General features: G+C 63.8%; 22 protein-coding genes and 1 pseudogene. 18 read left to right on the top strand and 5 right to left on the bottom strand.

What is annotated here, in order from left to right:
* Nucleotides 1-194: 194 nt before the first annotated feature.
* From MB84_RS12315 to MB84_RS12275, 9 genes and pseudogenes are all read left to right on the top strand, one after another.
* Nucleotides 195-1985: pseudogene (locus MB84_RS12315) on the top strand (ABCB family ABC transporter ATP-binding protein/permease); the annotation flags it as partial.
* A gap of 115 nt (nucleotides 1986-2100) precedes the next feature.
* Nucleotides 2101-2598: a hypothetical protein gene (locus MB84_RS12310; RefSeq protein ID WP_046291982.1), complete on the top strand. Its 498-nt coding sequence runs from the start codon at nucleotides 2101-2103 to the stop codon at nucleotides 2596-2598.
* Nucleotides 2599-2885: 287 nt separating this feature from the next.
* Nucleotides 2886-3650, top strand: coding sequence for an SDR family oxidoreductase (locus tag MB84_RS12305; RefSeq protein WP_046291981.1), 765 nt, complete (start codon nucleotides 2886-2888; stop codon nucleotides 3648-3650).
* Entirely contained in the window at nucleotides 3647-4261 is a 615-nt protein-coding gene (locus MB84_RS12300; protein WP_157122898.1) for a D-glycero-alpha-D-manno-heptose-1,7-bisphosphate 7-phosphatase, read from the top strand. Before MB84_RS12305 ends, MB84_RS12300 begins: the two co-directional genes overlap by 4 nt.
* A complete protein-coding gene (locus tag MB84_RS12295) occupies nucleotides 4258-5448 on the top strand; it encodes a glycosyltransferase family 9 protein (protein ID WP_046291979.1) in 1191 nt (396 codons plus the stop codon). Before MB84_RS12300 ends, MB84_RS12295 begins: the two co-directional genes overlap by 4 nt.
* A gap of 1 nt (nucleotide 5449) precedes the next feature.
* The gene (locus MB84_RS12290; RefSeq protein ID WP_046291978.1) at nucleotides 5450-7285 is read left to right on the top strand and encodes a carbamoyltransferase family protein; all 1836 of its coding nucleotides are present in this window, start codon (nucleotides 5450-5452) and stop codon (nucleotides 7283-7285) included.
* Nucleotides 7282-8286 (top strand): glycosyltransferase family 2 protein, encoded by a 1005-nt coding sequence (locus MB84_RS12285; RefSeq protein WP_046291977.1) that lies wholly within the window; start codon nucleotides 7282-7284, stop codon nucleotides 8284-8286. Before MB84_RS12290 ends, MB84_RS12285 begins: the two co-directional genes overlap by 4 nt.
* A 74-nt stretch (nucleotides 8287-8360) precedes the next feature.
* Nucleotides 8361-9455 (top strand): glycosyltransferase family 9 protein, encoded by a 1095-nt coding sequence (locus tag MB84_RS12280; protein ID WP_046293728.1) that lies wholly within the window; start codon nucleotides 8361-8363, stop codon nucleotides 9453-9455.
* On the top strand, nucleotides 9443-10387 hold the full coding sequence (locus MB84_RS12275; RefSeq protein ID WP_046291976.1) for a glycosyltransferase family 4 protein: 945 nt from the start codon (nucleotides 9443-9445) through the stop codon (nucleotides 10385-10387). The genes MB84_RS12280 and MB84_RS12275 overlap by 13 nt, the downstream gene beginning before the upstream one ends.
* Nucleotides 10388-10407: 20 nt before the next feature.
* On the opposite strand, the gene MB84_RS12270 is transcribed toward MB84_RS12275, so the two are convergent.
* Nucleotides 10408-11376 (bottom strand): sigma 54-interacting transcriptional regulator, encoded by a 969-nt coding sequence (locus MB84_RS12270; RefSeq protein WP_046291975.1) that lies wholly within the window; start codon nucleotides 11374-11376, stop codon nucleotides 10408-10410.
* A gap of 242 nt (nucleotides 11377-11618) precedes the next feature.
* Between MB84_RS12270 and MB84_RS12265 the strand changes: the two genes are divergently transcribed.
* Nucleotides 11619-12992 carry a sigma-54-dependent transcriptional regulator gene (locus MB84_RS12265; protein WP_046291974.1) on the top strand — a complete coding sequence of 458 codons (1374 nt, stop codon included), beginning with the start codon at nucleotides 11619-11621 and terminating at the stop codon, nucleotides 12990-12992.
* Nucleotides 12993-13002: 10 nt separating this feature from the next.
* Here MB84_RS12265 and MB84_RS12260 read toward each other — a convergent pair whose 3' ends face one another.
* Both MB84_RS12260 and MB84_RS12255 read right to left on the bottom strand, forming a co-directional pair.
* Nucleotides 13003-13947: a glycosyltransferase family 2 protein gene (locus MB84_RS12260; protein WP_046291973.1), complete on the bottom strand. Its 945-nt coding sequence runs from the start codon at nucleotides 13945-13947 to the stop codon at nucleotides 13003-13005.
* Nucleotides 13926-14696, bottom strand: a complete 771-nt coding sequence (locus MB84_RS12255; RefSeq protein WP_046291972.1) for a PIG-L family deacetylase — start codon at nucleotides 14694-14696, stop codon at nucleotides 13926-13928. The genes MB84_RS12260 and MB84_RS12255 overlap by 22 nt, the downstream gene beginning before the upstream one ends.
* 23 nt (nucleotides 14697-14719) lie before the next feature.
* Between MB84_RS12255 and MB84_RS12250 the strand changes: the two genes are divergently transcribed.
* The gene (locus tag MB84_RS12250) at nucleotides 14720-16333 is read left to right on the top strand and encodes a hybrid sensor histidine kinase/response regulator (protein WP_052653258.1); all 1614 of its coding nucleotides are present in this window, start codon (nucleotides 14720-14722) and stop codon (nucleotides 16331-16333) included.
* A 160-nt stretch (nucleotides 16334-16493) separates the two neighbouring features.
* Nucleotides 16494-18302 (top strand): thiamine pyrophosphate-requiring protein, encoded by a 1809-nt coding sequence (locus MB84_RS12245; protein ID WP_046291971.1) that lies wholly within the window; start codon nucleotides 16494-16496, stop codon nucleotides 18300-18302.
* Here MB84_RS12245 and MB84_RS12240 read toward each other — a convergent pair.
* Nucleotides 18200-19228, bottom strand: coding sequence for a UDP-glucuronic acid decarboxylase family protein (locus MB84_RS12240; RefSeq protein WP_046291970.1), 1029 nt, complete (start codon nucleotides 19226-19228; stop codon nucleotides 18200-18202). The two genes, MB84_RS12245 and MB84_RS12240, sit on opposite strands and share 103 nt — an antisense overlap.
* Nucleotides 19225-20562: a glycosyltransferase family 4 protein gene (locus MB84_RS12235; protein ID WP_084009748.1), complete on the bottom strand. Its 1338-nt coding sequence runs from the start codon at nucleotides 20560-20562 to the stop codon at nucleotides 19225-19227. Before MB84_RS12235 ends, MB84_RS12240 begins: the two co-directional genes overlap by 4 nt.
* 498 nt (nucleotides 20563-21060) lie before the next feature.
* Between MB84_RS12235 and MB84_RS29885 the strand changes: the two genes are divergently transcribed.
* From MB84_RS29885 to MB84_RS12205, 6 genes are read left to right on the top strand one after another with little or no spacing between them, the layout of a single operon-like run.
* Complete coding sequence (locus MB84_RS29885) at nucleotides 21061-21279, top strand: hypothetical protein (RefSeq protein WP_157122704.1); 219 nt, start codon at nucleotides 21061-21063, stop codon at nucleotides 21277-21279.
* Complete coding sequence (locus MB84_RS12225) at nucleotides 21276-22307, top strand: SDR family oxidoreductase (protein ID WP_046291969.1); 1032 nt, start codon at nucleotides 21276-21278, stop codon at nucleotides 22305-22307. Before MB84_RS29885 ends, MB84_RS12225 begins: the two co-directional genes overlap by 4 nt.
* Before the next feature lie 35 nt (nucleotides 22308-22342).
* Nucleotides 22343-22642 (top strand): DUF2795 domain-containing protein, encoded by a 300-nt coding sequence (locus tag MB84_RS12220; RefSeq protein ID WP_046291968.1) that lies wholly within the window; start codon nucleotides 22343-22345, stop codon nucleotides 22640-22642.
* Between the two features lie 36 nt (nucleotides 22643-22678).
* Nucleotides 22679-23245 (top strand): hypothetical protein, encoded by a 567-nt coding sequence (locus MB84_RS12215; RefSeq protein WP_046291967.1) that lies wholly within the window; start codon nucleotides 22679-22681, stop codon nucleotides 23243-23245.
* Nucleotides 23242-24108 (top strand): glucose 1-dehydrogenase, encoded by an 867-nt coding sequence (locus MB84_RS12210; RefSeq protein ID WP_046291966.1) that lies wholly within the window; start codon nucleotides 23242-23244, stop codon nucleotides 24106-24108. Before MB84_RS12215 ends, MB84_RS12210 begins: the two co-directional genes overlap by 4 nt.
* A 33-nt stretch (nucleotides 24109-24141) precedes the next feature.
* Nucleotides 24142-24783, top strand: coding sequence for a DUF4142 domain-containing protein (locus tag MB84_RS12205; RefSeq protein WP_052653254.1), 642 nt, complete (start codon nucleotides 24142-24144; stop codon nucleotides 24781-24783).
* Nucleotides 24784-24796: the final 13 nt, after the last annotated feature.

Raw genomic sequence — 24796 nt, 5'->3', positions numbered from 1 at the left:
TGTCGCGCCAGCGCTTGCGTCCAAATTGCATCGCTTTGCAGTTTCCTCCTGCCGATGTTCATGCCAATGGGCCAGACGCCACGCCCACACACTGGTACGGCTCTTGCAGCGTCCTGAGTTTGCGTCGCCCTGCGCAATCGATCAGGGTGCCTTAATTCAGGCCGGGCGCGGTCCGACGCCCCATCATCCAGGACATGCAAGCACAACCGAATCACACTCCCCGCAACGTACGATGGCAGATCGCCTCCTATCTATGGGACGCAGTGCAAGCCCACGGATGGCGCGTGGTCGTCGCGCTGGGCCTGCTGGTGGCTGCGAAGCTCGCCTCCGTATCGGTCCCGGTGCTGCTCAAACACATCGTGGACGAACTCAGCGTCGCGAACGTCGCCATGCTGCCGGTCTTCCTGATCCTCGGCTACGCGCTCATCCGTTTCATGGCGAACGCGTTCAACGAGGTGCGGGACGGCGTGTTTTCCGACGTGACGCAACGAACGGTCGCCGATCTCACGGTGAAGACGTTTTCACACCTCCATCATCTGGGCGCGCGCTTCCAAGCCCAGCGCGAAACCGGCGCGGTCATCCGGGATATGGAAAAAGGGACGACGGCCGTCGGCTTCCTGCTGGGCGTGTCGCTCTTCGCCATCGTGCCGACGCTGGTCGAAATCGGTCTGATTCTGGTCATCATTGTGCGCAACTACGGCAGCGGCTTCCTGACGATCATCGCGGCGACGTTTATGACTTATGCCGCATGGACAGCCTATGCCGCACGCCGACGCATGCGTGTGCAAAAGCAGGTGAATGCGCTCGAAGCGACGCAGAGCAGCCGCATCGTCGACAGCCTGTTGAACGCCGAAACGGTCAAGTATTTCGCCCGGGAATCGTTCGAGACGGAACGTCTGCGCGGCGTAGCGCACGAGTGGTCACAGGCGGGCGTGGCCAACCAGTCGGCCCTGTCGGCACTTCACATTGGACAAAGCGCATGCATCGGTGCCGGGATCGCGGCCGTGATGTTGCTCGCCGGGGAGCACGTGCTGGCGCACACGATGACCATCGGAGATCTCGTGCTGATCAATGCCTACATCATTCAAGTCAGCCTCCCACTCAATGCGCTGGGTTTTGTGTTTCGCGAGACCAACGACGCCATGACCAACATCGAGCGTCTTTTCGCGCTTCTGTTCGCCAAAGGACGGCCGGACGAAGACGGCGACGCGCCCGGTGCCCGTGCGTTGGTCGTCAAAGGGGGCGCGATCGAGTTCTCCGGCGTGGACTTCAGCTATGAGCCGGGTCGGCAACTGCTGTATGACGTTTCGTTTCACGTCGGGGCCGGGAAGACGCTCGCGATTGTCGGCGGCAGCGGTTCGGGCAAGTCGACATTGGCGCGTCTGCTATTTCGTCTGTATCAGCCCGACGCGGGCACCGTGCGCATCGACGGGCAGGACTTGCGTGAGCTCACGCAGCAGAGTCTTCGCGACGCGATCGGTATCGTTCCGCAAGACACCATCCTCTTTAACGAAACACTCGCCTACAACATTGCCTACGGCCGCCCCGGTGCGACGCGCGCCGACGTCGTGAAGGCGGCGCGCAGCGCCCAGTTGGCCCCGTTCATCGAGGCGCTCCCCGACGCTTATGAGACGCGCGTCGGCGAACGGGGCATGCGGCTCTCCGGGGGCGAACGGCAGCGCATTGCCATCGCCCGCGCGCTGCTCAAAAGCCCGCCGATCATTGTGTTCGACGAGGCGACGTCGGCGCTCGACACGCGCACCGAGCGGGCCATTCAGGACGAAATGATGCAGCTCGCCGAACATCGCACGAGCCTGCTGATTGCCCATCGGCTATCGACGGTCGTCGGGGCCGACTGGATTCTGGTGATGGAGCACGGGCGTCTCGTCGAGCAGGGACGTCACGACGATCTGCTGGCGCTGGGCGGCGTCTACGCACAGATGTGGCAGTTGCAGGAACAGGAGCGCGAATTGGAACAGATCGAGCAGGACACCATCCTGAGTCCCGCGCCCGTCTCCGCTATCCCATTGCCAGCCATGCCCCAATCGCAGCCCGGCACCACCACGGCCCAACACCCTTCGGAACCTCACCGCCTCTGACATGACACGCTATCAAGGAAGCCACTTCGCAGACCGCGCAGCCGCCGTCGCGGCGCTCGAACTGCTGATGCCCACGCTGCTGAATGCCCTGCAAAACGAAACCGTCGGGCAAAGCGGATGCCTTCACATCGTGGTGATGGACCCCGCCATGGGCCCGGACGTCGCTACGTTCGAAGAATCCATCCTCTATGAACTGTCGCTACCCGATCCGAAGCAATGGGACGCGGACTACGGCGCTTACGCGCGTGCGAAAGCGCGCGTCTCATGGATGACCGGCAAGGACAGCCGGGTGGTGCAGTTGTGCGAGCCGTATCGCCTGAGGTGTGGCGACACCAATCTCTGGGGCAGCGTGGCCCAGCACGGCATCGTCGTGGCCGTGTCCGGCGCACAGCCGCATTTCGACGAAGCGCTCGCAGGGTGTGTCGCACATTGCTTGCGTGCCGTTGCGCAGCATCGCGCCAACGCCACCGGCGAGACGTTGGCGTTGGCGCCGGACTAACGCACCGGCAGCGCGGCGACGCCAAATTACATCGGGCTGGCAGAAAGGCAGGCCGCGCATACACGGATGGCGGGACAAGCCCGTCGGCGGCACCGTCCTCGGACGCCCGTGCCGTCACGCAATGCCATAGAAAACAACGACGTACCCAGACACTTTCGCGGAGTGCACGACACGTGCTGCATCGCTGGCACGCAATTCGCTCTAGGAGAGACAGTCGCTTGTGGCATCAAGCGTCGAGCCATCCGAGTGCCAGTCCAGCGCATTCATAACGTCTCACGGGAGCCCGCATGTCAGTCAAAGTAGAGCGTGTTGCGCGTCCAAACACCGATCAGCCACTGCGTGGAAGGTGTGTCCTCGTTACCGGTGGTGCGCGCGGTCTGGGCGCGGCCATTTCAGAAAACCTCGCGCTCGCCGGCGCTCGCGTCACGATAGCAGACGTCGACCGGGCATCCGCGGCCACCACATGCGAGACGCTTGCCGGGCGCGGGTTGGATGTCTCGTTTCAATGCTTCGACGTCCGCCATGAAGCGTCCGTGACCGAAGCGGTCCACGACGCGCGCACCGCCATGGGCGGCCTCGACGTGGTCATCAACAATGCGGGCATCGATATCACGGCGCCGGTCGACGAAGTGGGCGCGACGGCATGGCACGACGTGCTCATGACCAATCTCTTCGGGCCGTATCTGATGTGCCACGCCGCCGTGCCGATGATGCGCGCAGGCGGCGGCGGTCACATCGTCAACATCGCCTCGACGGCAGCCAAGCGCGCGTGGCCGAACGCCTCTGCGTATCACGCCACCAAATGGGGCCTGCTCGGGCTGTCGCATGCCTTGCATGCCGAGCTGCGCGATGCGGGCATCAAGGTCTCGGCCATCGTCGCCGGTGGCATGCGCACCCCGTTCCTGCTGGATCGCTTCCCGGACATCGACGAAACGACGCTGCAACCGCCTGAAAACGTGGCGAATACGGTGCGCTTCGTCCTGATGCAGCCCGACGGGACGGTCATCCCGGAGGTCATGGTCTTGCCGATGCGAGAAACATCATGGCCATGATCGGCGGCCATGGCACTGTCGACGGCGCCATCTTGCTCGATAAGGACGGTACCCTCGTCGACGACGAGCCCTTCAACGTCGAACCCTCGCGTATCCGGCTCGCGCCGGGCGCGGAGCAGGCGCTGAGCGAGTTCGCGTCGCTTCGCTGGCCGGTTGCGGTTGTCTCCAACCAGCCGGGCGTGGCGTTCGGGTATTTCGACGAAGCGTCGCTGCACGCGGTGCGCGTCCATCTGGCGCGTGTCATGGCGCGTTTCGGCGTGGATTTTGCCGGGTTCTTCTACTGTGCGCACCACCCGCAGGGGCGCGACGCCGCTTATCGCATGACCTGCGCGTGCCGCAAGCCCGCGCCCGGTCTGCTGCAGGCGGCCGCCCGACACATCGGCGTGCCGTTGTCCTCATGCTGGATGATCGGCGACATTCTCGACGACGTCGAAGCGGGCAATGTCGCCGGATGCCACACGATTCTCGTCGACTGCGGCAACGAGACCGTCTGGCAGCGCGGCGCCCACCGTACCCCGGATCACACCGTGGCGAGCATCGACGCAGCGGCCCGGATTATCGCGGCGCATGCAACCGACGTGGCGCTCGCGAATGCCGGGAGGCCGTCATGAGCTTCTGGCGGGCGGCGCGACGCATCTTATGTGTGCGACTCGATAACATGGGCGATGTGCTGATGACGACGCCCGCCATGCGAGCGCTCCGGCAATGCGGTGACGGACGTCATCTCACGTTGCTCACGTCCTCGTCCGCGGCGAAACTCGCGCCGCACCTGAACATGGTGGACGACGTGTGGGCGTTCGATGCTCCGTGGGTCAAACACCCGGTCGCGTCGAGTGTCGACACCGATCTGGCGACGATCGAACGATTGAGGGCAGGGCGGTTCGACGCCGCCGTCATCTTCACCGTCTACTCGCAAAGTCCGTTACCCGCCGCAATGATGTGTCGGCTGGCGGGCATTCCGTTGCGTCTGGCGCATTGTCGTGAGAATCCCTACGCGCTGCTCACCGACCGAATCGCCGAGACCGAGCCGCACAACGGCACGCGCCATGAAGTGCAGCGTCAGTTGGCGTTGGTGCGATCCGTCGGCGCGCTGGCGTCGGACGAACGGCTCGGATTCGACGTGCTGCGTCGTGACCGCCTCACTGTCGCCGAGCGGCTGGCCGCCGGGCGAGCGCACCGCACGACAGGCCGGTGGCTCGTCATTCATCCGGGAGCGACCGCACCGTCGCGCCGCTGGCCCGCCGAGCGCTTCGCAGAAGCGGGGGCGCAACTGGCGCGTGACTTCGACGGCATCGCTGTCACGGGCGGACAGGACGAGCAGCCGCTCGTCGCCACCGTCTGCGCACGCATCGGCAAGAAGGCGTTGCCGCTCGCGGGTGCGTTGTCGCTAGGTGAGCTCGCAGCGCTGATCGAGCGCGCCGACCTGCTCGTCGCCAATAACACCGGGCCGGTGCACATCGCCGCTGCGCTCGGCACGCCGGTCGTCGATCTGTATGCGCTGACCAATCCGCAGCATCGTCCGTGGCAAGTGCCGCATCGCGTGCTCAATGTCGATGTGCCATGCCGCAACTGTTATCGCAGTGAATGCGCCCAGCCCGGCCACCCCTGTCTGACCGGCGTGTCGCCGGACGCCGTGGTGGCGGCGGCCCGTCAGTTGGTCCCCGCCGGCGCCTCGAAATACCTTCCGCCCGTCGTTTTGCCCGGTCCGCTGCCGCAAGGCTTGCAAACCACTCACGCGCCGGATCCGACGCCGAACACCTCACATGTAATCCCGCAAACGCTTACGAGGAGCCGCTGATATGCCGTCGCCTGCCACGCACTACACCCTCGGCATCAACGCCGCCTTTCACGACAGCGCTGCATGCCTCATTCAGGACGGGCAGGTCATCGCGGCGGCCGAAGAGGAACGCTTTACCCACGTCAAGCATGGCAAGCGCCCGGTGCCGTTCTCCGCATGGGAATTGCCGTATCACGCCATCGACTACTGCCTCCAGGTCGCCGATATTGAAATGCGCGATGTCCAGGACGTCGCCTATGCCTACGATCCGTGGCTGCAAGTCGCGCGCGGGGCGATCCCCGGGCTCGACCTGAGCGACGAAACAGGCGACCCGCGCAGTGCTTTCATGCAGTTGCCCCTGATGCCGTCGGCGCATGCACGTCCGACCGGCGACGGCTCGCCGTGGGATCCGTTGTTCCTGTCGTATATCGTCAATGCGCCGCGTCAACTCGCCGACGGTGCGCCACACCATCTGCAAAATCGGTTTCGCGGCTTGCGTCACGACGGCCCGTGCAAGTGGCACAACGTTGAACACCATCTCGCGCACGAAGCGAGCGCGTTTCTGGCAGCCCCGTTCGAGCGGTGTGCCGTGCTCACTATGGACGGACGCGGTGAGGTCGCGACCACCAGTTACGGTGTGTTCGACGGCGCCCGGTATAAGCGCATCAAACAAATCGACCTGCCGAACTCGCTGGGTTTGCTCTACGAGCGCATTACCTGGCATCTCGGATTTCTCCATTCGTCGGACGAATACAAGGTGATGGCGCTTGCATCGTTCGGGAAACCGTCGCTCTTGCCGGAAATGCAAGCGCTGGCAAGCTACGGCGGCAACGGCGCCTATACCGTCTCGGACCGCGATCTGACCGAACTGCTCGGCCCCGCACGGCAGCGCGGGTGGCCATTGGAGGCGAGACACTTCGACATCGCGCGCTCGTTACAGGAGACGCTGGAGTCCATCGTTCTGGACATGACCCGCTGGTTGGCGCAAGAGACCGGCGAGCGCTGTCTGGCCATGGCCGGTGGCGTTGCACTTAACTGCGTCATGAACGCGCGGGTGCGCGACGACGGGCCTTTCGAGCAAGTTTGGGTTCAACCGGCGGCGGGCGATGCCGGGACAGCCCTGGGCGCGGCATTATGGGTCGATTTCGAGCAACGTGGGACGCGCAGCGACTGGCGCATGGAGCACGCGTATCTCGGTCCCTCATACGGAGAAGCGGAGATCGGGGCTTTTCTCGACGAGGCCAAGCTTCGCTACCGTCGTCTCGACGACGTTGCCCGCGAAACGGCAGCATTGTTGGCCGAAAATCGTGTCATCGGCTGGTTTCAAGGACGTATGGAGTTCGGGCCACGGGCCCTTGGCGCGCGCTCGATTCTGGCCTCACCGGTCGACCCGGGCATGCAACAGCGGCTAAACCAGATCAAGGATCGCGAGGACTTCCGACCCGTCGCGCCGGTCGTGCTCGAAGAGAAGGCGCATGAGTGGTTTCAGGCGAAGCCACGGCGCACATCGGAAGCACGCGCCTCGCTTCAGGCGCATGAGGCGCACGACGCTTTGTACGCACCGTACATGCTCTTCGTCTACGGCATCGCCCCCGGTCGGGCGGCGCGGATTCCCGCCGTATGCCATGTCGACGGAACCGCACGAGTACAGACAGTCAATGCGTCGCAAAACCCGCTCTATCACGCGTTGCTCACCGAGTTCGAGGCGCTGACCGGCGTACCCGTGCTCGTCAACACCTCGTTCAACACGCGTGGCGAGCCGATCGTGTGCAGCCCGCGCGACGCCATCGAGTGCTTCTGGGCCTCGCCACTCGACGCACTGGTGATCGGTCCCTACCTTCTGGAGAAGCCGCAATGACGCTAGCGCAAGCAACGACGGATGCCGCCATGGTCGTCTCGGTCGTGGTGCCCACCTGGCGACGGCCCGACATGCTTCGCCGCTGTCTGACGGCGTTGTGCGCGCAACGATTCGACGCGCACGCGTTCGAGATCCTCGTTGCAGATGACGGGCCGGACGACGCCACGCGTGAGGTTGTCTTCGAGTTTCAGCGCCAGACGCTTGGCGCGCCACGCCTGATCTATCTGCCCATCGTCGACACGCAAGGCCCTGCGGCGGCAAGGAATGCCGGATGGTGGCATGCGCAGGGTGCCATCGTCGCGTTCACGGACGACGACACGATTGCCGACCCGTTGTGGCTGCGCGGCGGATGTGCGGCGCTTCTTCGCGAGCCGGAGGCCGTTGCCGTGGCGGGCGACATCGACATGCCGATTTCCGATCCGCCGACCGACTACGAACGCGACGCCAGCGGTCTCGCCAATGCGGAGTTCGCCACGGCAAACTGCTTCGTGCGACGCGACGCACTGGTATCCGTGGGCGGCTTCGACGAGCGGTTCACACGCGCATGGCGCGAGGATGCCGATCTGATGTTTGCGTTAGGCACTCTCGGGACCGTCTCCCGCGCACCGGATGCGCGCGTTCTGCATCCGGTGCGCCCGGCAAAGTGGGGCGTCAGTGTCGGTCAGCAATCCAAGGTGTTCTTCGATGCCTTGCTCTACAAGAAGTACCCGACGCTGTACCGCACGCACATTCGTCCAACGCCACCGTGGTTGTACTACATGGCCGGTGGCGCGTTGCTCGCGGCAATCGCGCTGCTGGCTTTCGCGCAATACCCGTTGGCGGCCGCTGCGCTCGTCGTTTGGGGGGCTGCGACCGCTGTGTTTTGCGTCAGACGCCTGCGAAACACCTCGCGAACGCCCGCGCACGTCGCGGAGATGATCTGGACCTCGATCGCCATTCCACCGGTTTCGCTGTACTGGCGGGTTCGCGGCGACCTTCACTTCAAGGTGCTATTCCTATGAGCCGACTTCGAACGTCGATGGCGCAGTATCGTTTGCCACAGGCGCCGCACGCGGCTGCGGCCCTTCCTGCGCAAATGGCGCTCCCGACGCTTGGCGCACATCGACGCATCGTCGTGTTTCGCGCATTGCAGCTCGGCGACATGTTGTGCGCTGTACCCGCGCTCAGGGCGCTTCGTCTGGGCGAACCGTCGGCGCGTATCACGCTTGTCGGGCTGCCCTGGGCCGAGGCGTTCGCGACCCGGTTCAAGGACTATATCGACGATTTTCTGCCGTTTCCCGGTGCGCCGGGTTTGCCCGAGCAGGGCGTGGACGTCGGGGAACTGAGCGCGTTCGAGCGTCGCTGCCGTGAGCGTCATTTCGATCTGGCGGTGCAATTGCACGGCAGCGGCACGCACTCCAATGCTATCGTGAGCAGAATGGGCGCGACGTGCAGCGTAGGGTTCATGCCGCAAGCGGACACCTCATCGATCGCGCCGGCGATCATGGAAAACGGCGTGGATCAGGGCCTGCCGTGGCCTGAATCCGGTTCGGAAGTCCATCGATGTCTGGCGCTGGTGCGGGCGATGGGCTATCAGGACTGGGGCGATCACCTCGAATTCCCGCTCGCGGCCCTCGATTACGCGACGTTTCACGTGCTATGCGACAAGTTTCGATTGGAGGCGGGCCGCTTCGTCATCGTTCACGCCGGATCACGCATGCCGTCCCGGCGCTGGCCGGTCGAGCGTTACGCCAGCATCGTGGACAAGGTGACGCGACAGGGCTATCGCGTGATTCTCACCGGAGGCGCGCAGGAGCGCGAGATCGCCGAAGCGTTGACAGCGCGTGCGCGCGAGCCGGTTGTCGACTTTTGCAGCAAGACGTCGCTCGGCACGCTCGCAGCACTCATCGCGCACGCGCGGCTGCTGATTTGCAACGACACCGGCGTCTCGCATATTGCGGCTGCGCTAGGTACGCGCAGCGTAGTCGTCGCCTGCGGCAGCGACGTGTCGCGCTGGGCACCGCTTAACGCTGAGCGGCACCACGTCGTCGCGAAGTTTCCGGCCTGTCGGCCCTGCATGTTTCATACGTGCCCGTATGGCCACGAGTGCGCACATGACATTTCCGTCCCGGAAGTCATGCGGCACGTGAACGCCTTGCTTGCAGCGGGAGGGCCGGAATGCGACGGTTGAAAGTGCTTACGTGGCAGGTGCACGGCAACTACCTCTTTTACCTCTCGCACGCGCCGCACGATTTCTATATCGTGACGAAGCCGGGCAATCCTGCGGGTTACGCCCGCTGTGGCGGGGGATTGCCATGGGGGCCCAATGTTATCGAGGTGCCGTATCAGGACGTTCCACAAATGGCGTTCGATTGCGTGCTGTATCAGCATCACCGTCACTTTCTGAAGGACGGGCCGTTGCTGTTGAGCGATGCACAGCAACGCTTGCCAACGGCCTTCGTCGAACACGATCCACCGCAGGAGCATCCGACGAACACGCGTCATCCTGTGCAGGACCGCAATGTCATGCTCATTCATGTGACGCCGTTCAATGCGTTGATGTGGGATTCGGGCGACACACCCGTTCGGGTCATCGAGCATGGCGTGAAACTGGTCGAGCCGGTCGACTGGCATGGCACCCTGCCCAAGGGCATTACGGTGGTCAATCATCTTGCCCGGCGGGGTCGGCGGCTTGGCGCCGACGTGTTCGAGCAATTGCGCCGCGAGGTCCCGCTCGATCTGGTCGGCATGGACGCGCAGGCGCTCGGCGGCATCGGCGAAATCACCGCGTCCGAACTGCCGCGCTTCATGTCTGCCTATCGCTTCTTCTTCAATCCAATCCGCTACACCAGTCTCGGGCTCGCCGTGATCGAGGCGATGATGGCTGGTCTGCCCGTGGTGGCGCTCGCCACGACGGAGATGGCAATGCTCATTCGCTCCGGACATAACGGTGTGGCCGATACCCGGCCGGAGGTGCTTGTCGATGCGATGCGTCGGCTCATACGCGACCCGTCGCTCGCCGGCGAATGGGGACAGGCAGCAAGGCGCGATGCCGAAGCGCGCTTCAACATCGGCCGTTTTGCGCAGGATTGGGACCGCGCGTTGCGCGATCTGTCGCAATGACGGCAGATCGTGCGCTGCCGTCAGGCGACTTCAGCGGGCGCAGCGACGTCCGTCATCAGCGCCAGCCGGTTGTAGAGTGTCTTGAGACTGATGCCGAGCGCCTTTGCCGTGCGAGGCTTGTCGCCGTCGAAATATCGAAGCGACGCAGCGATGAACGCTTGCTGCGCTTGCGCAAGCGTCGCACCGATGGGAATGCTGAGCGCACCGTCGAGGACTACCTCGCGTTGTTTCGGTACGGGCAACGGCTGTAAATCGAGGTCGACGTCGGCCATGATGAACGCGCGCTCGATCGTGTTGTGCAATTCGCGCACGTTGCCCGGCCAGGAATGACGGCGAAGCACCGTCAACGATTGCGACGTGAGGCGTTTGCCGGTGCCACCGGACGCATTGAGACGGTCGACGTGCGTTTGCGCGAGCGCGAGCACATCGTTCTCGCGCCGTCGTAGCGGCGGCACGTAGAGCGTGAACGCAGCCAGGCGGAATAGCAGATCTTCACGCAGGCGACCTTCGCGCACGGCGCGCCCCGGACTGGCATGGGTCGCCGCAATGATTCGTGTATCGAAGCTCACGGGGTCATAGCCGCCAACGCGCACCACCGTGCGGGTCTCCAGTGCGCGCAGCAACTTGACCTGCAGGGCCATCGGCATGTCCTGAATTTCGTCGAGAAATAGCGTGCCGCCGGATGCCGCTTCGAAGAAGCCGGTGTGCCGAGACACCGCGCCGGTGAAGCTGCCGCGCTCATGGCCGAACAACTGCGATTCCGCCAGTTCCTGGGGAATGGCAGCGCAATTGATAGCAACGAAAGGGGACGAACGACGCGCACTGGCGTCATGCAGAGAACGCGCGACAACTTCCTTGCCGCTGCCGCTTTCGCCAACGATCAGCACGCTGGCAGGCACGCCGGCAAACCGTTCGATTCGGCTACGCAGTTCCGTTACACCCGGCGAATCTCCCGCGAGTCGCGTGCGAACTTCCTCATGCACTGTCATGCATCACTCCCTGATTGCCCCGACGGCAACGTCCGGTAAAAGCCGGATCTGTAAGACGGCGCTGACAGACGCTCGTTGATTTTCGATCTATAAAGGGTAACGCATCGAGCGCAATCACGGATTGATTGTTTGGGTACCCGATGCATTTCGGATAGTCACATTGCATGGACGGACAGGCAACCAGTGAATCTTCGCAATGTCTGAGCGTTGCGATAGTTGCAAACATACAGGGGCTTTGAGCAATGCCGTACATTCTCATCGTCGAGGACGACGCAGATACGCGCGACATGCTTCGTGCGTTGGTACAGTCGCAACAATTGCACTGTGACGCTGTATCCACGCTGGGAGAGGCACGAGAACGCTCGGCGGCGCGGGTGCCGGATCTGGTCCTCACCGACCTTGTCCTCCCTGACGGCAGCGGGATGGACCTTTTGAGCGAGTTTCCTCAGGCGGCCAGCGTAGAAGTGGTGCTGATGACAGGTCACGCCAGCCTCGAGACCGCCATCGACGCACTACGCCGGGGTGCCGCAGACTATCTCGTCAAACCGATCAATGTGCAGCGCCTTAACGGCATTATTGCGCGCGTGCCTCGCACGGACGAGCTTCGCGGCGAGATTCTCACGCTGCGCGCGCAACTGCAGGAACTCGGACGTTTCGGCCGTATGCTCGGCAATTCGCCGCCGATGAAGGAGGTTTATCGGTCCATCGGCCGTGTCGCGCCAAGCGAGGCATCGGTGTTCCTGATGGGTGAGTCGGGCACCGGCAAGGAGTTGGCCGCGCAAACCGTTCACGATCTGAGTTTGCGACGCAAGGGCCCGTTCGTCGCAATCAACTGCGGGGCGATTGCTGCAAATCTGGTCGAGAGCGAAATGTTCGGGCACGATCGCGGCAGCTTCACGGGGGCGGATCGCCAGCACAAGGGCTTCTTCGAGCGCGCCGATGGTGGCACGCTGTTTCTGGACGAAGTGACCGAGATGCCGCCCGAGTCGCAGGTCAAATTGCTGCGAGTGCTTGAGACCGGGAAGCTGATGCGTCTGGGCTCGACGCAGGAAATCAATGTCGACGTGCGCATCATCGCGGCGACCAACATCAACCCGGAAGCTGCCGTGGCCGACGGCCGTTTCCGCCTCGATCTTTATCATCGCCTGAACGTTTTCCCCATCACACTCCCACCGCTGCGCGAACGCGGCGGCGACATTCAGATGCTCGCGAAATCGTTCCTCACTTCGTTGAGCGAGACGGATGGCCGACCCATGTGGTTCAGCGATGAAACCCTCGATGCTCTCAGCACGTACGACTGGCCGGGCAATGTGCGCGAGTTGCGCAATCTCGTGCACCGGGCACACATTCTGAACGACGGCGACGTGATCGAAACGTTACCGCAGCCTATCCTGGCCGAGCTGGACGACGCCATGGTCAACGACGACAGCGTTACCGTCCCGCTCGATACGCCGCTCGAGGAGATGGACCGGAAGTTGATTCTGGGCACACTGGAGCGATGCGGCGGGGTGAAGGCGAGGGCGGCCGAAATGCTCAATATCAGCCTGAAGACCTTGTATAGCCGACTGGCCGAACCTGTGGAGAAGGACGACGGGCCGGCGCCGCGTCATCGATGATCGACGGGCGTCACGTCGCGGAAATCGGCGCTGTGGACTCGGCTTCGTCCGCTTCCACGCGACGGCGCATCGCTTCCACACGCTTGGGAATGACAGTACGCTCACGCATCGTCCACGGCAGGCCTTTAAGGGTGCGTACCCAGCCTGCCATGCCGCCAGCTTCACGCCAGACCTTCGGTGCAAGACGCCACGTCTGCCGCAACGCCGCACCGAGCGGAAAGCGCAGCCATGCAGTCCATACGGCATTGCGGGCAAGCGTGGCGCGCCGTGCGGGAACGTCGCGCACGAGCGAAGGATAGTGGTGCACCGTCAACTGGTCGCTATAGACGAGCGTCCAGCCACGCGAGGCGATGTCGAGCGCCAGCAAGGATTCTTCGCCACCGAGAAAGAACTTCGGATGGTAGCCGCCGCCGGAGACGAAGGCGGATTTGCGAAATACCGTCGCTCCGGCAAGCATGCCGAGAATGGTGGGCCCGGGTTGACGCGGAAACTTCTCAAGCGGACTGCGGCGCATGCGTCGACTGGTGTCGTCTTCGCGGCGCTCGACACCGACGAGTACGCGCGCCGTCATCGCACCGATGTGCGTATGCTTGTCGAGGCAGTCGGCGGCGAGGCACAGCGAGCCGGGTTCCCACCACGTGTCGTCGTCGCAAAATGCGACGTAGGGCGTTCCGGCCTGACGCACACCGATATTGCGCGCACACGCGCCCAGATTGTCCGTCGAGCGGAGCAGCGTGACGTTAGGGAACTGCGCCCGCACCATGTTGGCCAACGCAGGACCGGAGCCGTTGTCTACGACAACAATCGCCGGACGCTCCGGCAACGATACCAGCCGCCGTAACGTTCGCCGCAGTTCGAACGGCCGCCGGTACGACAAGACCACGACGGTCAGACGCGGATCTCGCGAAGTGGTGACACGCGCGGGAGTCGCACTTAAAGCGGGACAGGAGACCATTGCAATTGCCAATAACTCTCGGAAGTATTCAGATCGATCAGCGCCTCCGGGTCAAGCAGACCCAATTGGCTCTCGTAGGCCTGCATCGCCTCGACTTTATCGGCGGCGCACTGGCCGCAGGCGATGTCCGGTGGCACCGGATCCGCGCGCCGCGCGCTGTAGCCTTGTGCCCGCCATGCAGCGATTCGTGCTGCCACGAGTCCGGCGAGTCGGCGGTACGGCATGTCTTCGTAGAACCACCACCGACCAAGCTCCGCGACGCTCGCCTCCGCCTCGGTCATGTCGCCTGCGAGCGCGTGCGTTTGCTCGTGCATCAGGCGCCATACCGCGTCGAACACCAGCGCATGATCGCTATGAAACAAGCCGAGCGGGGCCAGCACACGGCGTTCCGGGTACTTGTCGAGGATTTCGCGCAGGGCAGGCGCAATGACCTGCGGTGTGTCTGCGTCGACGTATTGACGGTCGAGAAACGGCAGCCAGACGGGTTCTGCACGGAGTTTGTCGAGCGCGCACAGGTCTTCGAGATGGCGCGCCTGCATCGCTTCACGCCCCGAAGCGAATCCGGCCGCCCGATCCCACGGCGGGGCCGGGGTGCCCTCGGGCGGCACGCCCGCAAAAACGGTCACGACGACCGTGCCCGGTGCGGCAGCCATCAGGCGTGCGCAACTGAAAACCGCGTCGTCAAGATGAGGAGAGATGACGAGCCATTTCGATGTTTCCCAATGCTCGGGCGGGTAACTTTCTGTCATGTGGGAGATCCCCAATCGTTGCGGTGGCCATTTTGAAAAGCAACTTCCATGCCGGACGATGGACATCGATCCTGGCGCGACTTTTCCGTTCCGGCGACGCCCGCACCCGTGACCGGCGTGTGCTTGGCGCCGTCCCCAATGCGATCCTGAGCGTCGACCGCGACCTTCGCGTAACGCAATGGAATCCCGCTGCGGCAAGGTTGTTCGGCGTCCGCGAGGCCGATGCCATCGGCGCCCCCGTGGGACGATTCGTCGCCAGGCACTGGCTCAGACGTCACCCGCTCAGACGCCCTGAGAATCTCGATGCTGCTGCGGCGTCGATGGTCGATCTCGTGTGCGTGCGCGCCAACGGCAAGCCATTTCGCGCCACGTTCTCCAGCGCGCCCTTGCTGGGTGAGAACGGTGAGTGCGTGGGCGCTACCGTCCTGCTGCGCGACGAAGGTAGCAAGCACCTCGATAACCGCCGCATCCGCCAATCCCTGCGAGGGGCGCGCGACGAACGCGATCAGGCCGACACATCCAATCGTTTGAAGGACGAGTTGCTTGCGACGGTGTCACACGAATTGCGAACGCCGTTGAATGCCATTTACGGGTGGGTGGAAGTACTGCGGCATCCCTCGGCGCAATCTATGCGGTCGCAGGCCGTGGACGCCATCGATCGCAGCGCGCGCTCGTTGGCGCACATGGTCGACGACATACTTGACGCGTCGTCTCTGGCCACAGGCAAACTCCGTCTGGACCGCGCGTTGGTGGACGTACAACGCATCGTGCATGACGTTACCGTGACGATGCAGACGACTGCGTCGGCGCAAGGCGTAACGCTCGCTTCGAGCGTTACGGCCGCAACCGGTCTCCTGTTGGGCGACGACGAGCGATTGCGCCAGATGCTGACGAATCTTGTGTCGAACGCCATCAAGTTCACGCCCGAGGGCGGACATGTCAAAGTGTCGCTCGAACAGGAGGCCCACTGGCTGCGTCTTTCGGTGACCGACACAGGGCAAGGGATCGACGCCGAATTCCTGCCTCACGTCTTCGATGCGTTTCGGCGGGAGTCCGATTCGCCGGTGTCTCCGCGCCGAGGCCTGGGGCTTGGCTTGTCGATTGTGCGCCACATTGCCGAGCTTCACGGCGGCAGCGTCGAGGTGTCGAGCCGTGGCGTCGGGATGGGCAGCCGCTTTACCGTCCGATTGCCGGTTGAGGGGACGGTCGCTGCCGGCCTTGCCGTCGCTGCGCCTGCCCCACTGCTGTGGCCGAGCGCTGTGCTCGAAGGTCAGCGTATCCTGCTCATCGACGATGACCTGCCATCGCGCGAGAGTCTTGCTGCGGCCTTACGTGCGCTTGGTGCGCAGGTCAGCGAGGCTGTGAACGGACGCGATGGACTGGCGGCGATGCAGGACGATTCACCGACCATCGTGCTGTCCGACCTCGCCATGCCGGACGGCGACGGATTCTGGCTGATGCAGCAGCTCCGCGAGCGCTTCGCAATACGCGACGCTGTGCCAGTGGTGGCCGTGACCGCTCACGCAGACAACGCGCAACGGCGTCACGCCTATTCTGCAGGGTTTCGGGCCTACGTCGCCAAACCCGTCGACGTCAGGGCGCTGGCCCGCCAGATTCTGACGCTCACCTCGCCATGACCCGGCAGCGCAGCGTGCCATTTTTTCAAGTTTCCTGTGGAAACTACCCGTTGGCTCGCCGCTGGGCGCGCTGGCGGCCGCCGGAGCCGCAGCGCCGGAGGTGACATCGGACGCGGCATGAACCTTGCGGCGACGATGGTTTTACAGGGAGCGCATCGTCATGACACAGACCGTGGGGGATTTTCTGCTTGAGCGGCTCCGACTTTGGGGCGTACAACGGGTCTTCGGCTATCCGGGAGACGGTATCAACGGCATCGTGGGCGCGTTCGGCCGCTCGGAGAACGACCCGGCCTTCGTGCAGGTGCGACACGAGGAGATGGCCGCGTTCATGGCCTGCGCCCACGCGAAGTTCACGGGTGAGACGGGCGTCTGCCTCGCGACTTCGGGACCAGGGGCGATTCACCTCCTCAATGGCTTGTACGACGCGAAGGCAGACCATCAGCCGGTCGTGGCCATTGTCGGGCAGCAAAAGCGCGCGTCGCTCGGCGGTGACTTCCAGCAGGAGGTCGATCTTCACGCCCTGTTCAAGGACGTCGCACATGAATACGTGCAAGAGATCGTCACGCCTGCGCAGGCGCGGCACGTCATCGATCGCGCGTTTCGCATTGCTCATGACCAGCGCGCGGTGACTTGCATCATTGTGCCTAACGACGTGCAGGACCTGCCTGCCGTCGACGTCCCGCCACGCGTTCACGGCACGGTGCGCAGCGGCGCTATTCGTGACGGCGTGCGCCTGCCGCCACGCCACATCGTGCCATCCGACGCAGAACTCGACGCCGCCGCTGAGGTGCTCAACTCAGGCAATCGCGTGGCGATGCTCGTCGGTGCAGGCGCACTCGGTGCCGGAGCGCGCGTCATCGAAGTAGCGAACCGTCTTGAAGCGGGCGTGGCCAAAGCGTTGCTGGGCAAGGGCGTCATTCCCGACACGTTACCGTGGGTGACCGGCGCGATCGGCCTGCTCGGCACGCAGCCGAGTTGGGCATTGATGAACGAGTGCGACACGTTGCTGATGATCGGATCGGGGTTTCCATACGCCGAATTTCTGCCGGAAGAAGGGCAGGCGCGCGGCGTACAGATCGACATCGACCCGCGAATGCTGAGCCTGCGCTACCCGATGGAAATTGCGATGGTCGGCGACGCCCGCGCCACGCTCGAAGCTTTGTTGCCGCGACTCCATGTACGCCAGAACGACGACTGGCGTCAACGAATCCAGGAGCAGGTCGCGCGATGGTGGCGTGTCATGGACCGCCGGGCGGCCTCCGACGCGCAGCCGATCAACCCGCAGCGCGTGTTTCGCGAGTTGTCGCATCAGTTGCCGGACAACGCGATCGTCACCGCCGACTCCGGCACCGCTGCCAACTGGTACGCACGCGACGTGCAACTTCGCGACGGCATGATGGGGTCGTTGTCAGGCGGTCTTGCGTCGATGGGGGCGGCCATGCCTTATGCGCTGGCGGCGAAGATGGCCCATCCTTCGCGTGTGGTGGTCGCGCTCGAGGGCGACGGCGCAATGCAGATGAACGGCATCAACGAACTGATCACACTCTCGACGATGTGGCAGACGTGGGAGGATCCCCGTCTGGCGGTACTCGTGCTGAACAATGGCGATCTGAACGAAGTGACCTGGGAGCAGCGCGCACAGGAGGGCGATCCGCGTTTTGCGGTTTCGCAATCGCTGCCGCCGTTTGACTACGCGGCGTACGCCCGGCAGTTGGGGCTGGTCGGCATCCGTGTCGAAGATCCGGCCGATCTGAGCGCAGCCTGGCACGAGGCATTCACGGCGGACCGGCCGGTCGTACTGGATGTCGTGACCGACCCGAACGTTCCGCCGATTCCGCCGCACATGACGATGGAAATGTTGCGGAATTACACCGGTGCGTTACTGCGCGGGGATAGTGAAGCGGTCGGCGTCGCACGTTCGTCCATGCGCGAGACCTGGGAGACCATCGCCAGCCGCTGGGAGAAGTAACGGGCGGTGCGGGCGAGACCTTCGGCGAGAGGCGTCGATGGCGACCACGCAAGACAGTCGCGCGCGGCGCTCAGGTCGGGACACCGCCGGCGCGGGTCGTCGGACGGCAGTGGGCGAAGCTCGATGGACGCCGTCGATCCGGTGGCGAGCAGCACTTCACGTGCGACTTCCAGCATCGTGAGTTCGTTGTCGCTGCCGAGGTTGACGGGCGCTTCCGGCGGCACATCGGTCTCCATCAACCGGATCAGGCCGTCGACGAGATCGTCCACGTAACACAATGCGCGGGTCTGCGTGCCGTCGCCATATATGGTCAGTGATTCACCGCTAAGCGCCTGCGTCATCAGATTGGAGATCACCCGACCGTCCAGCGGATGCATGCGAGGCCCATAGGTATTGAAGATACGGGCGATGCGCGTGGCAACGCCATGCTGGCGGTGATAGTTGACGAACAGCGTTTCGGCGCAACGTTTGCCTTCGTCATAGCAGGCACGCAATCCGATCGGGTTCACGTTACCCCAGTACGATTCCGTCTGCGGATGCACGCCGGGATCGCCATATACCTCGCTGGTGGACGCTTGCAGAATGCGCGCGCCCGTGCGTTTGGCGAGTCCCAGCATGTTGATTGCGCCATGCACGCTCGTCTTTGTCGTTTGGACGGGGTCCCGCTGATAATGCACCGGCGACGCCGGACATGCGAGGTTATAGATCTCGTCCACTTCGACATAAAGCGGGAAAGTGATGTCGTGACGCATCAGCTCGAAGTTGCCGGCATCGAGCAACGGTGCGATGTTGTCTTTTACACCCGTGTAGAAGTTGTCGACGCAGAGCACGTCGTGTCCGGCAACGACAAGCCGCTCGCACAGATGCGAGCCGAGAAATCCCGCGCCGCCGGTCACCAGCACGCGCTTGCGGTGCAGTTCTTTCATCGGACGCTCTCCTTGAGTACGGGGCTCACCGGCGCCGCCGGTCTGACGGCCATCGTGCGAACGGCCGGGAGAGGCACGATATTGGCCGGACTGCGCTGCGGATTGAGCACACGCGCGTACACGGCGCAGAGCTGGTCGGCCACGCCGCTCCAGGTGAAGTGCCGATTGGCGCGCTGCGCGCCCGCCAGCCCCAGCCGGTGCGCAAGGCACCGGTTGTCTCGCAGTTGGGCAAGACGTCCGGCAAGTGCATCGGGTGCCTTCGGCGGCACGAGGAAGCCGGTCTGCGCGTCAACCACCGTCGTGCGGATGCCGCCGACATCGCTGCCGATCACCGGGGTCGCGCAGGCCATGGCTTCGACGGGCGTAATGCCGAACGGCTCGTACCAAGGTGTGGTGACGAACACGTCCGCCGCGCTATAGAAGTAGCGCAGTGCCCCTCGGTCCCGACGTCCCACAAAATTGACGTGGTCCGCCACGCCCAGTTCGTCGGCCAGCGCAGCGAGGCTGGCTAACGCTTCGCAGCGCTCCAGATTCACCTCGTAGTCCGGTCCGCCGACGATATACAGCTTTACCCGACGCCCACACGCGACTTCGTGGACCAGCAGACTCACGGCGCGAATCACGTTGTCGATGCCTTTGCGCGGCACCAAGCGGCCTAGTTGGAGTATTGAAAACTCGTCGTCTCGCCAACCGAGCGCGGCGCGCGCCGCAGCGCGTGGGACGGGATGGAACTCCTGTGCGTCGAAGCCACAGGGAACGATCTCGATGCGCCGCGGGTCTGCGCCGTAGAGCGTTACCAGATCGGCTTCGTCCTGCGGGCATTCTGCGATGATGGCGTCTGCCGTCTGAACCAGCGCATTTTCAATATCGATGCGCTCATCCGGGAACGTATCCGATGCCCCCTGGCAGCGACGTCTGACGTGCCCCAGCGCGTGAAAGGTGACGACGAGCGGGATATCGAGCACCTGGCGGACGCGCAAACCGACCTGACCCGACATGAAAAAATTGGCGTGCATGACGTCGTATCCGGGAGACGCCTGTGCACAGTGGCGCACCATGAACTCCGCGAACGCTGGCATGAACGGCAGCAATTGCTCCTTGGGCACCTCGCAGGGCGGCCCGGCAGGCACGTGAATCACCCGGATGTTGTGGCCGACGGGGACGATGTCCGGCAACGACGTGTTATCGCGCCGTGTGAAGACGTCGACCCGGTAACCGCGCGAAACCAATTGTTTGGCGACGTTCGCGACGTAAATGTTCTGACCGCCGGCGTCGACGCCACCGATGGCGGCCAGCGGCGAAGCGTGCTCACTGATCAAAGCTATTTTTTGCATGACGTGTGACTCCGGCTATGCAGGGAGCGTCGGACTTCGACGCCGTCATGCCTTTGGTGCAATTGGCGTGCCATGCGACGCCGGACGTCGCGAAGCGCTGTCACATCCTCTGTCGCGAATCGCATTTCACGACGTGCAACGCTTCTCATGGGGCGATGCGCTCCGCTGACGCTGATCGTTCGCGGGCCCGCAGCGCGTTTGCCGGTCGTGAGGTCACCGGGCTTTCTTACAAAACGTTGGACAAAAGGCCGGGCAACGCTTCACGAGCCGACACGATTCATGCACCGTGCCATCCGTGAGCGTGAGTTCGCCTTCGTCAAACCCGCCGTGCGACGCCCGTCAGCGGGTCGCCTCCCGGGGTCGCCACCTTTACGCGGATTTGCTCGTTCGCCTGACGAACGCCCTGCGGTGGCATGGAACGCGACTTGCATCGCGTTGGATGACGTAGCGGCAGTTTCCACATTTCGCGATGCCGCCCATAGAACTTCGGAGGTCAGCATGTCCAACGCCAATTCGCCACCACCGCTTCACTTCTCGCCTGCCGTGGTTATTCCTCCGTGGACGTGGGTACCCGATATTCCTGCCGAAAGAGTGCCTTATGCGCCTTTGAAAAAACCAGTGATCGTGCCGGAAGGCGATACCGGTATTCGACCGGTCCTGCCATTGGAATGCGGCCCGTGCATCCGCTCGCCATCAACTAAGGAGCGTCGCTCATGAGCTACACATTGAAGCCGCTCGCAGAACAAGTGATCGTGATTACCGGCGCGACGAGTGGTGTAGGCCTCGTGACAGCGCGCAAGGCCGCGCGACGCGGCGCGAAGCTCGTGCTCGTTGCACGCAACGAGGTGGCGCTCGACCAACTGTGCGACGAGATTCGCGAGCACGGCGGTCAGGCGATCGCGGTGAAGGCCGACGTCTGCGACGCGGAGCAGATGCGCAATGTTGCCGTGAAGGCCATCGAAGCGTTCACCGCGTTCGACACCTGGGTCAACAATGCCGGGGTATCGATTTTCGGTGCCGCGTCGGACGTGCCGCTCGACGATCAGCGCAAGCTTTTCGACACCAACTATTGGGGCGTGGTCCATGGCTCGCTGGTTGCGGCCGAATACCTGCGCGGCAAGCAGGACGGTGTCGGCGGCGCAATCGTCAACATGGGCAGCGAAGCGTCGGACGCGCCCATCGCGCTGCAAAGCGCCTACGTTGCGTCCAAGCACGCGGTCAAGGGATTCACCGATTCGCTTCGTCTCGAACTGGAGTCGGTACAAGCGCCAGTGAGCGTCACGCTCATCAAACCTGCGGCGCTCGACACGATGTTCGTCAAGCACGCAAAGAATTATCTCGACGTGGAGCCCAGACTCCCGCCGCCGATTTACGACCCGGAACTCGCCGCCGACGCCATTCTTCATGCCGCCACGCATCCGCACCGCGATCTGTTCGTCGGCGCGGCCGCCAAGCTGATGTCGTCCAGCGCCTATCACGCCCCGGGTCTGTTCGACCGCATGGCGTCGAACCTCTTCTCGCGCTCGCAACGGACCGACAAGCCAGCGCGGCCGCGCGAAGAGAATGCGCTGCACGCGCCGGGCCGGGACATGCAGGAGCGCGAAGGCATGGACGGCGTCGTCTTTCGCAGTTGTCCGTACACGGCAATGGCCAAGCGTCCGCGCCTAAGTGGAGCGCTCGCCATCGGCGCCACCGTGCTCGCCTGCGCCGCGCTCACGCGAATGCGTCGGCATGCCGCCGGTTAATCCTGACACCCTCGCAACCGAAAGGAGCCAACACCATGACGTCTCATCATCCGCAGCATACCGGTCACGAACTGAGCCGCACGCGCTCGCATGAGGGCGACCGAGCCACGCGCGACAAGGGCGGGCATCAGACCGGTCACAATCAGCCGCCGAGTCCCGTCGACGTGCAAAAGGCGCTCAAGGGCATGGATTACCCGTGCAGCAAGGCGGAGCTGCTGGCCTGCGCGCGCGATCAACATGCGGACCGAAAGGTACTCGACACGCTTCAGCATATTCCGGATATCGAGTACAAGTCGCCGGCCTCCGTCTCGAAGGAACTCGGCAAGTTGATGTGATCGTCTCATCGATCGATGGTCTTCCGGAGGCGAACGATGGCAACCATTGTGGCGGGACGTTTCGACACGTTCGATCAGGCGGGCGAAGTTGCGCGCCGCCTTTATGCACGTCATTTCAGCGCGAGCGACGTGTCTATCTTCTTTCTCAATCCGGCCGGTCAGCATGCCCGCTTTCCGATAGGCGGCGACATGCATGCCGATCCGGGTGCACGTCCGGGCGGAATCGGCGCACTGCTGGGTCTCGTGGGCGGGCTGATCGTCGGCGGCGGTATCGGCGTGACGATCCACCGGTTTGGCGTGCAATGGTGGCCCATCCCGCTCATCGGGGCACTGGTCGGCGCTTACGTGGGCGCGCTCGCAGGCGCACTGTCACGCATGCGTCAGCGACGTGCTCAGGCACAAGCGTATGACGCACGCGACGCCGGTGTCATTCTCGCCGCCCACGTAAGCGAGCAGACGGCCGACTCGGCCATGACGGTCCTTCGCAATGCCGGGGCCGAAGACATCCAGCATACCGAGGGCGTCTGGGAGGGCGGCGAATGGCGCGACTTTTCGCCCCTTGCGCCCACACAGCCCGCAACACATCAGGAGCCCGATTTATGACATCGAATCAGCAAGCCAAGACACCCCCCGCGCAAACGCAGTCGCATCAACCCGGCGTAGAAGCCGAGATGGAACCGAAGCCGCAAGACACCGCCAAGGAGTACGTCGGCAGTGGCAAGCTGATCGACAAGGTGGCCATCGTGACGGGTGGCGACAGCGGCATCGGACGTGCTGTCGCGGTCGCCTTCGCGAAGGAAGGCGCGGACGTCGCCATCGTCTACCTGAAGGAGTCGGAAGACGCTGCGACAACGCGCGAACTGATCGAAAAGACGGGGCGTAAGTGTCTGACCATCGAGGCCGACATCGGACAGCGGGATCGTGCGCGCGAAGCCGTCGACAAAGCCGTGAAGGCGTTCGGTCACCTGGATGTACTGGTCAACAACGCGGGCGAGCAGCACGTTCGCGAAGACCTGACCGAAATCTCCGAAGACCAGTTGACCCGGACGTTCCGTACGAACGTATTCGGCATGTTCTTCATGACGCAAGCCGCGCTCATCCATATGAAGCCGGATGCGCGCATTGTCAATACGGCGTCCGTCACCGCCTATCAGGGCAACCCGGTGCTGCTCGATTACTCCGCGAGCAAGGGCGCCATTGTGTCGTTCACGCGGGCGCTGGCCGCCAATCTTGCGCCGAAGGGCATCTACGTGAACGCTGTCGCGCCCGGGCCGATCTGGACGCCGCTCATCCCGTCGACCTTCAGCGCAGATCAGGTGGCGAAGTTCGGCGCAAACACGCCGCTCAAGCGTCCCGGGCAACCGGACGAGCTTGCCGCGAGCTACGTGCTGCTCGCCTGTCGCGACGGCAGCTACATGACCGGGCAGACGCTGCATCCCAATGGCGGTACCGCTGTGGGGGGATAGTCACGTCGCGCTACGATTCTCAGGAGGTTCGTCATGAAAATCAGACATCGCAGCCAAGGTCGCTTCTACCGGCGCGCTCACCAGCGTTTGTATGGCGTGCTGGCGGAACTCGCACTGGTGACCCCCATGCTCGCCGTCGCACAGACGCCCGTCACACCGCGCGAACCGACGCCCGCCGGTGCGGACGTGGTCGATCCGGGCAAGCCTCGCGACGCCGGGCCCATGACGCATGCGCCGGGTGGCGTCGACGCATCGTTCGTCGATGCCGCAGGGCGCGCCGGCATGCTCGAGGTGCAGGCCAGCCAGTTGGCGCTGGAGCGCTCGCCGAGTACCGACGTCAAGATCTTTGCCCGCCAGATGGTGGCCGACCACACGAAGGCCGGCAACGAGTTGCAGCAGATCGCCGCCCGCAAGGGCATCCGGGTGCCTGCGGCAGCCGAGGTCAATCCGGAATTGCAGACGCTCACCAATAAGCAGGGCCGCGAATTCGACGTCGCCTATGTCGCAGCCGCAGGTCCCGCAGCGCATCAACAAGCCGTTCGCTTGTTCGAGCAAGAAGCCGATGCCGGTCGTGACCCCGAACTCAAGGCATTTGCGCGCAGCACCTTACCGATATTGCAACGCCACCTGACGATGGCCCGCAAGCTCGCGACCTCGGTCGCCAGAGCGCATTGAGGCATTCAAGGAG

The organism is Pandoraea oxalativorans (genome assembly GCF_000972785.3).
Taxonomy (GTDB): domain Bacteria; phylum Pseudomonadota; class Gammaproteobacteria; order Burkholderiales; family Burkholderiaceae; genus Pandoraea; species Pandoraea oxalativorans.
The sequence above is the reverse complement of the archived record's forward strand: the minus strand, read 5'-3'. Positions and strand labels throughout refer to the sequence as shown.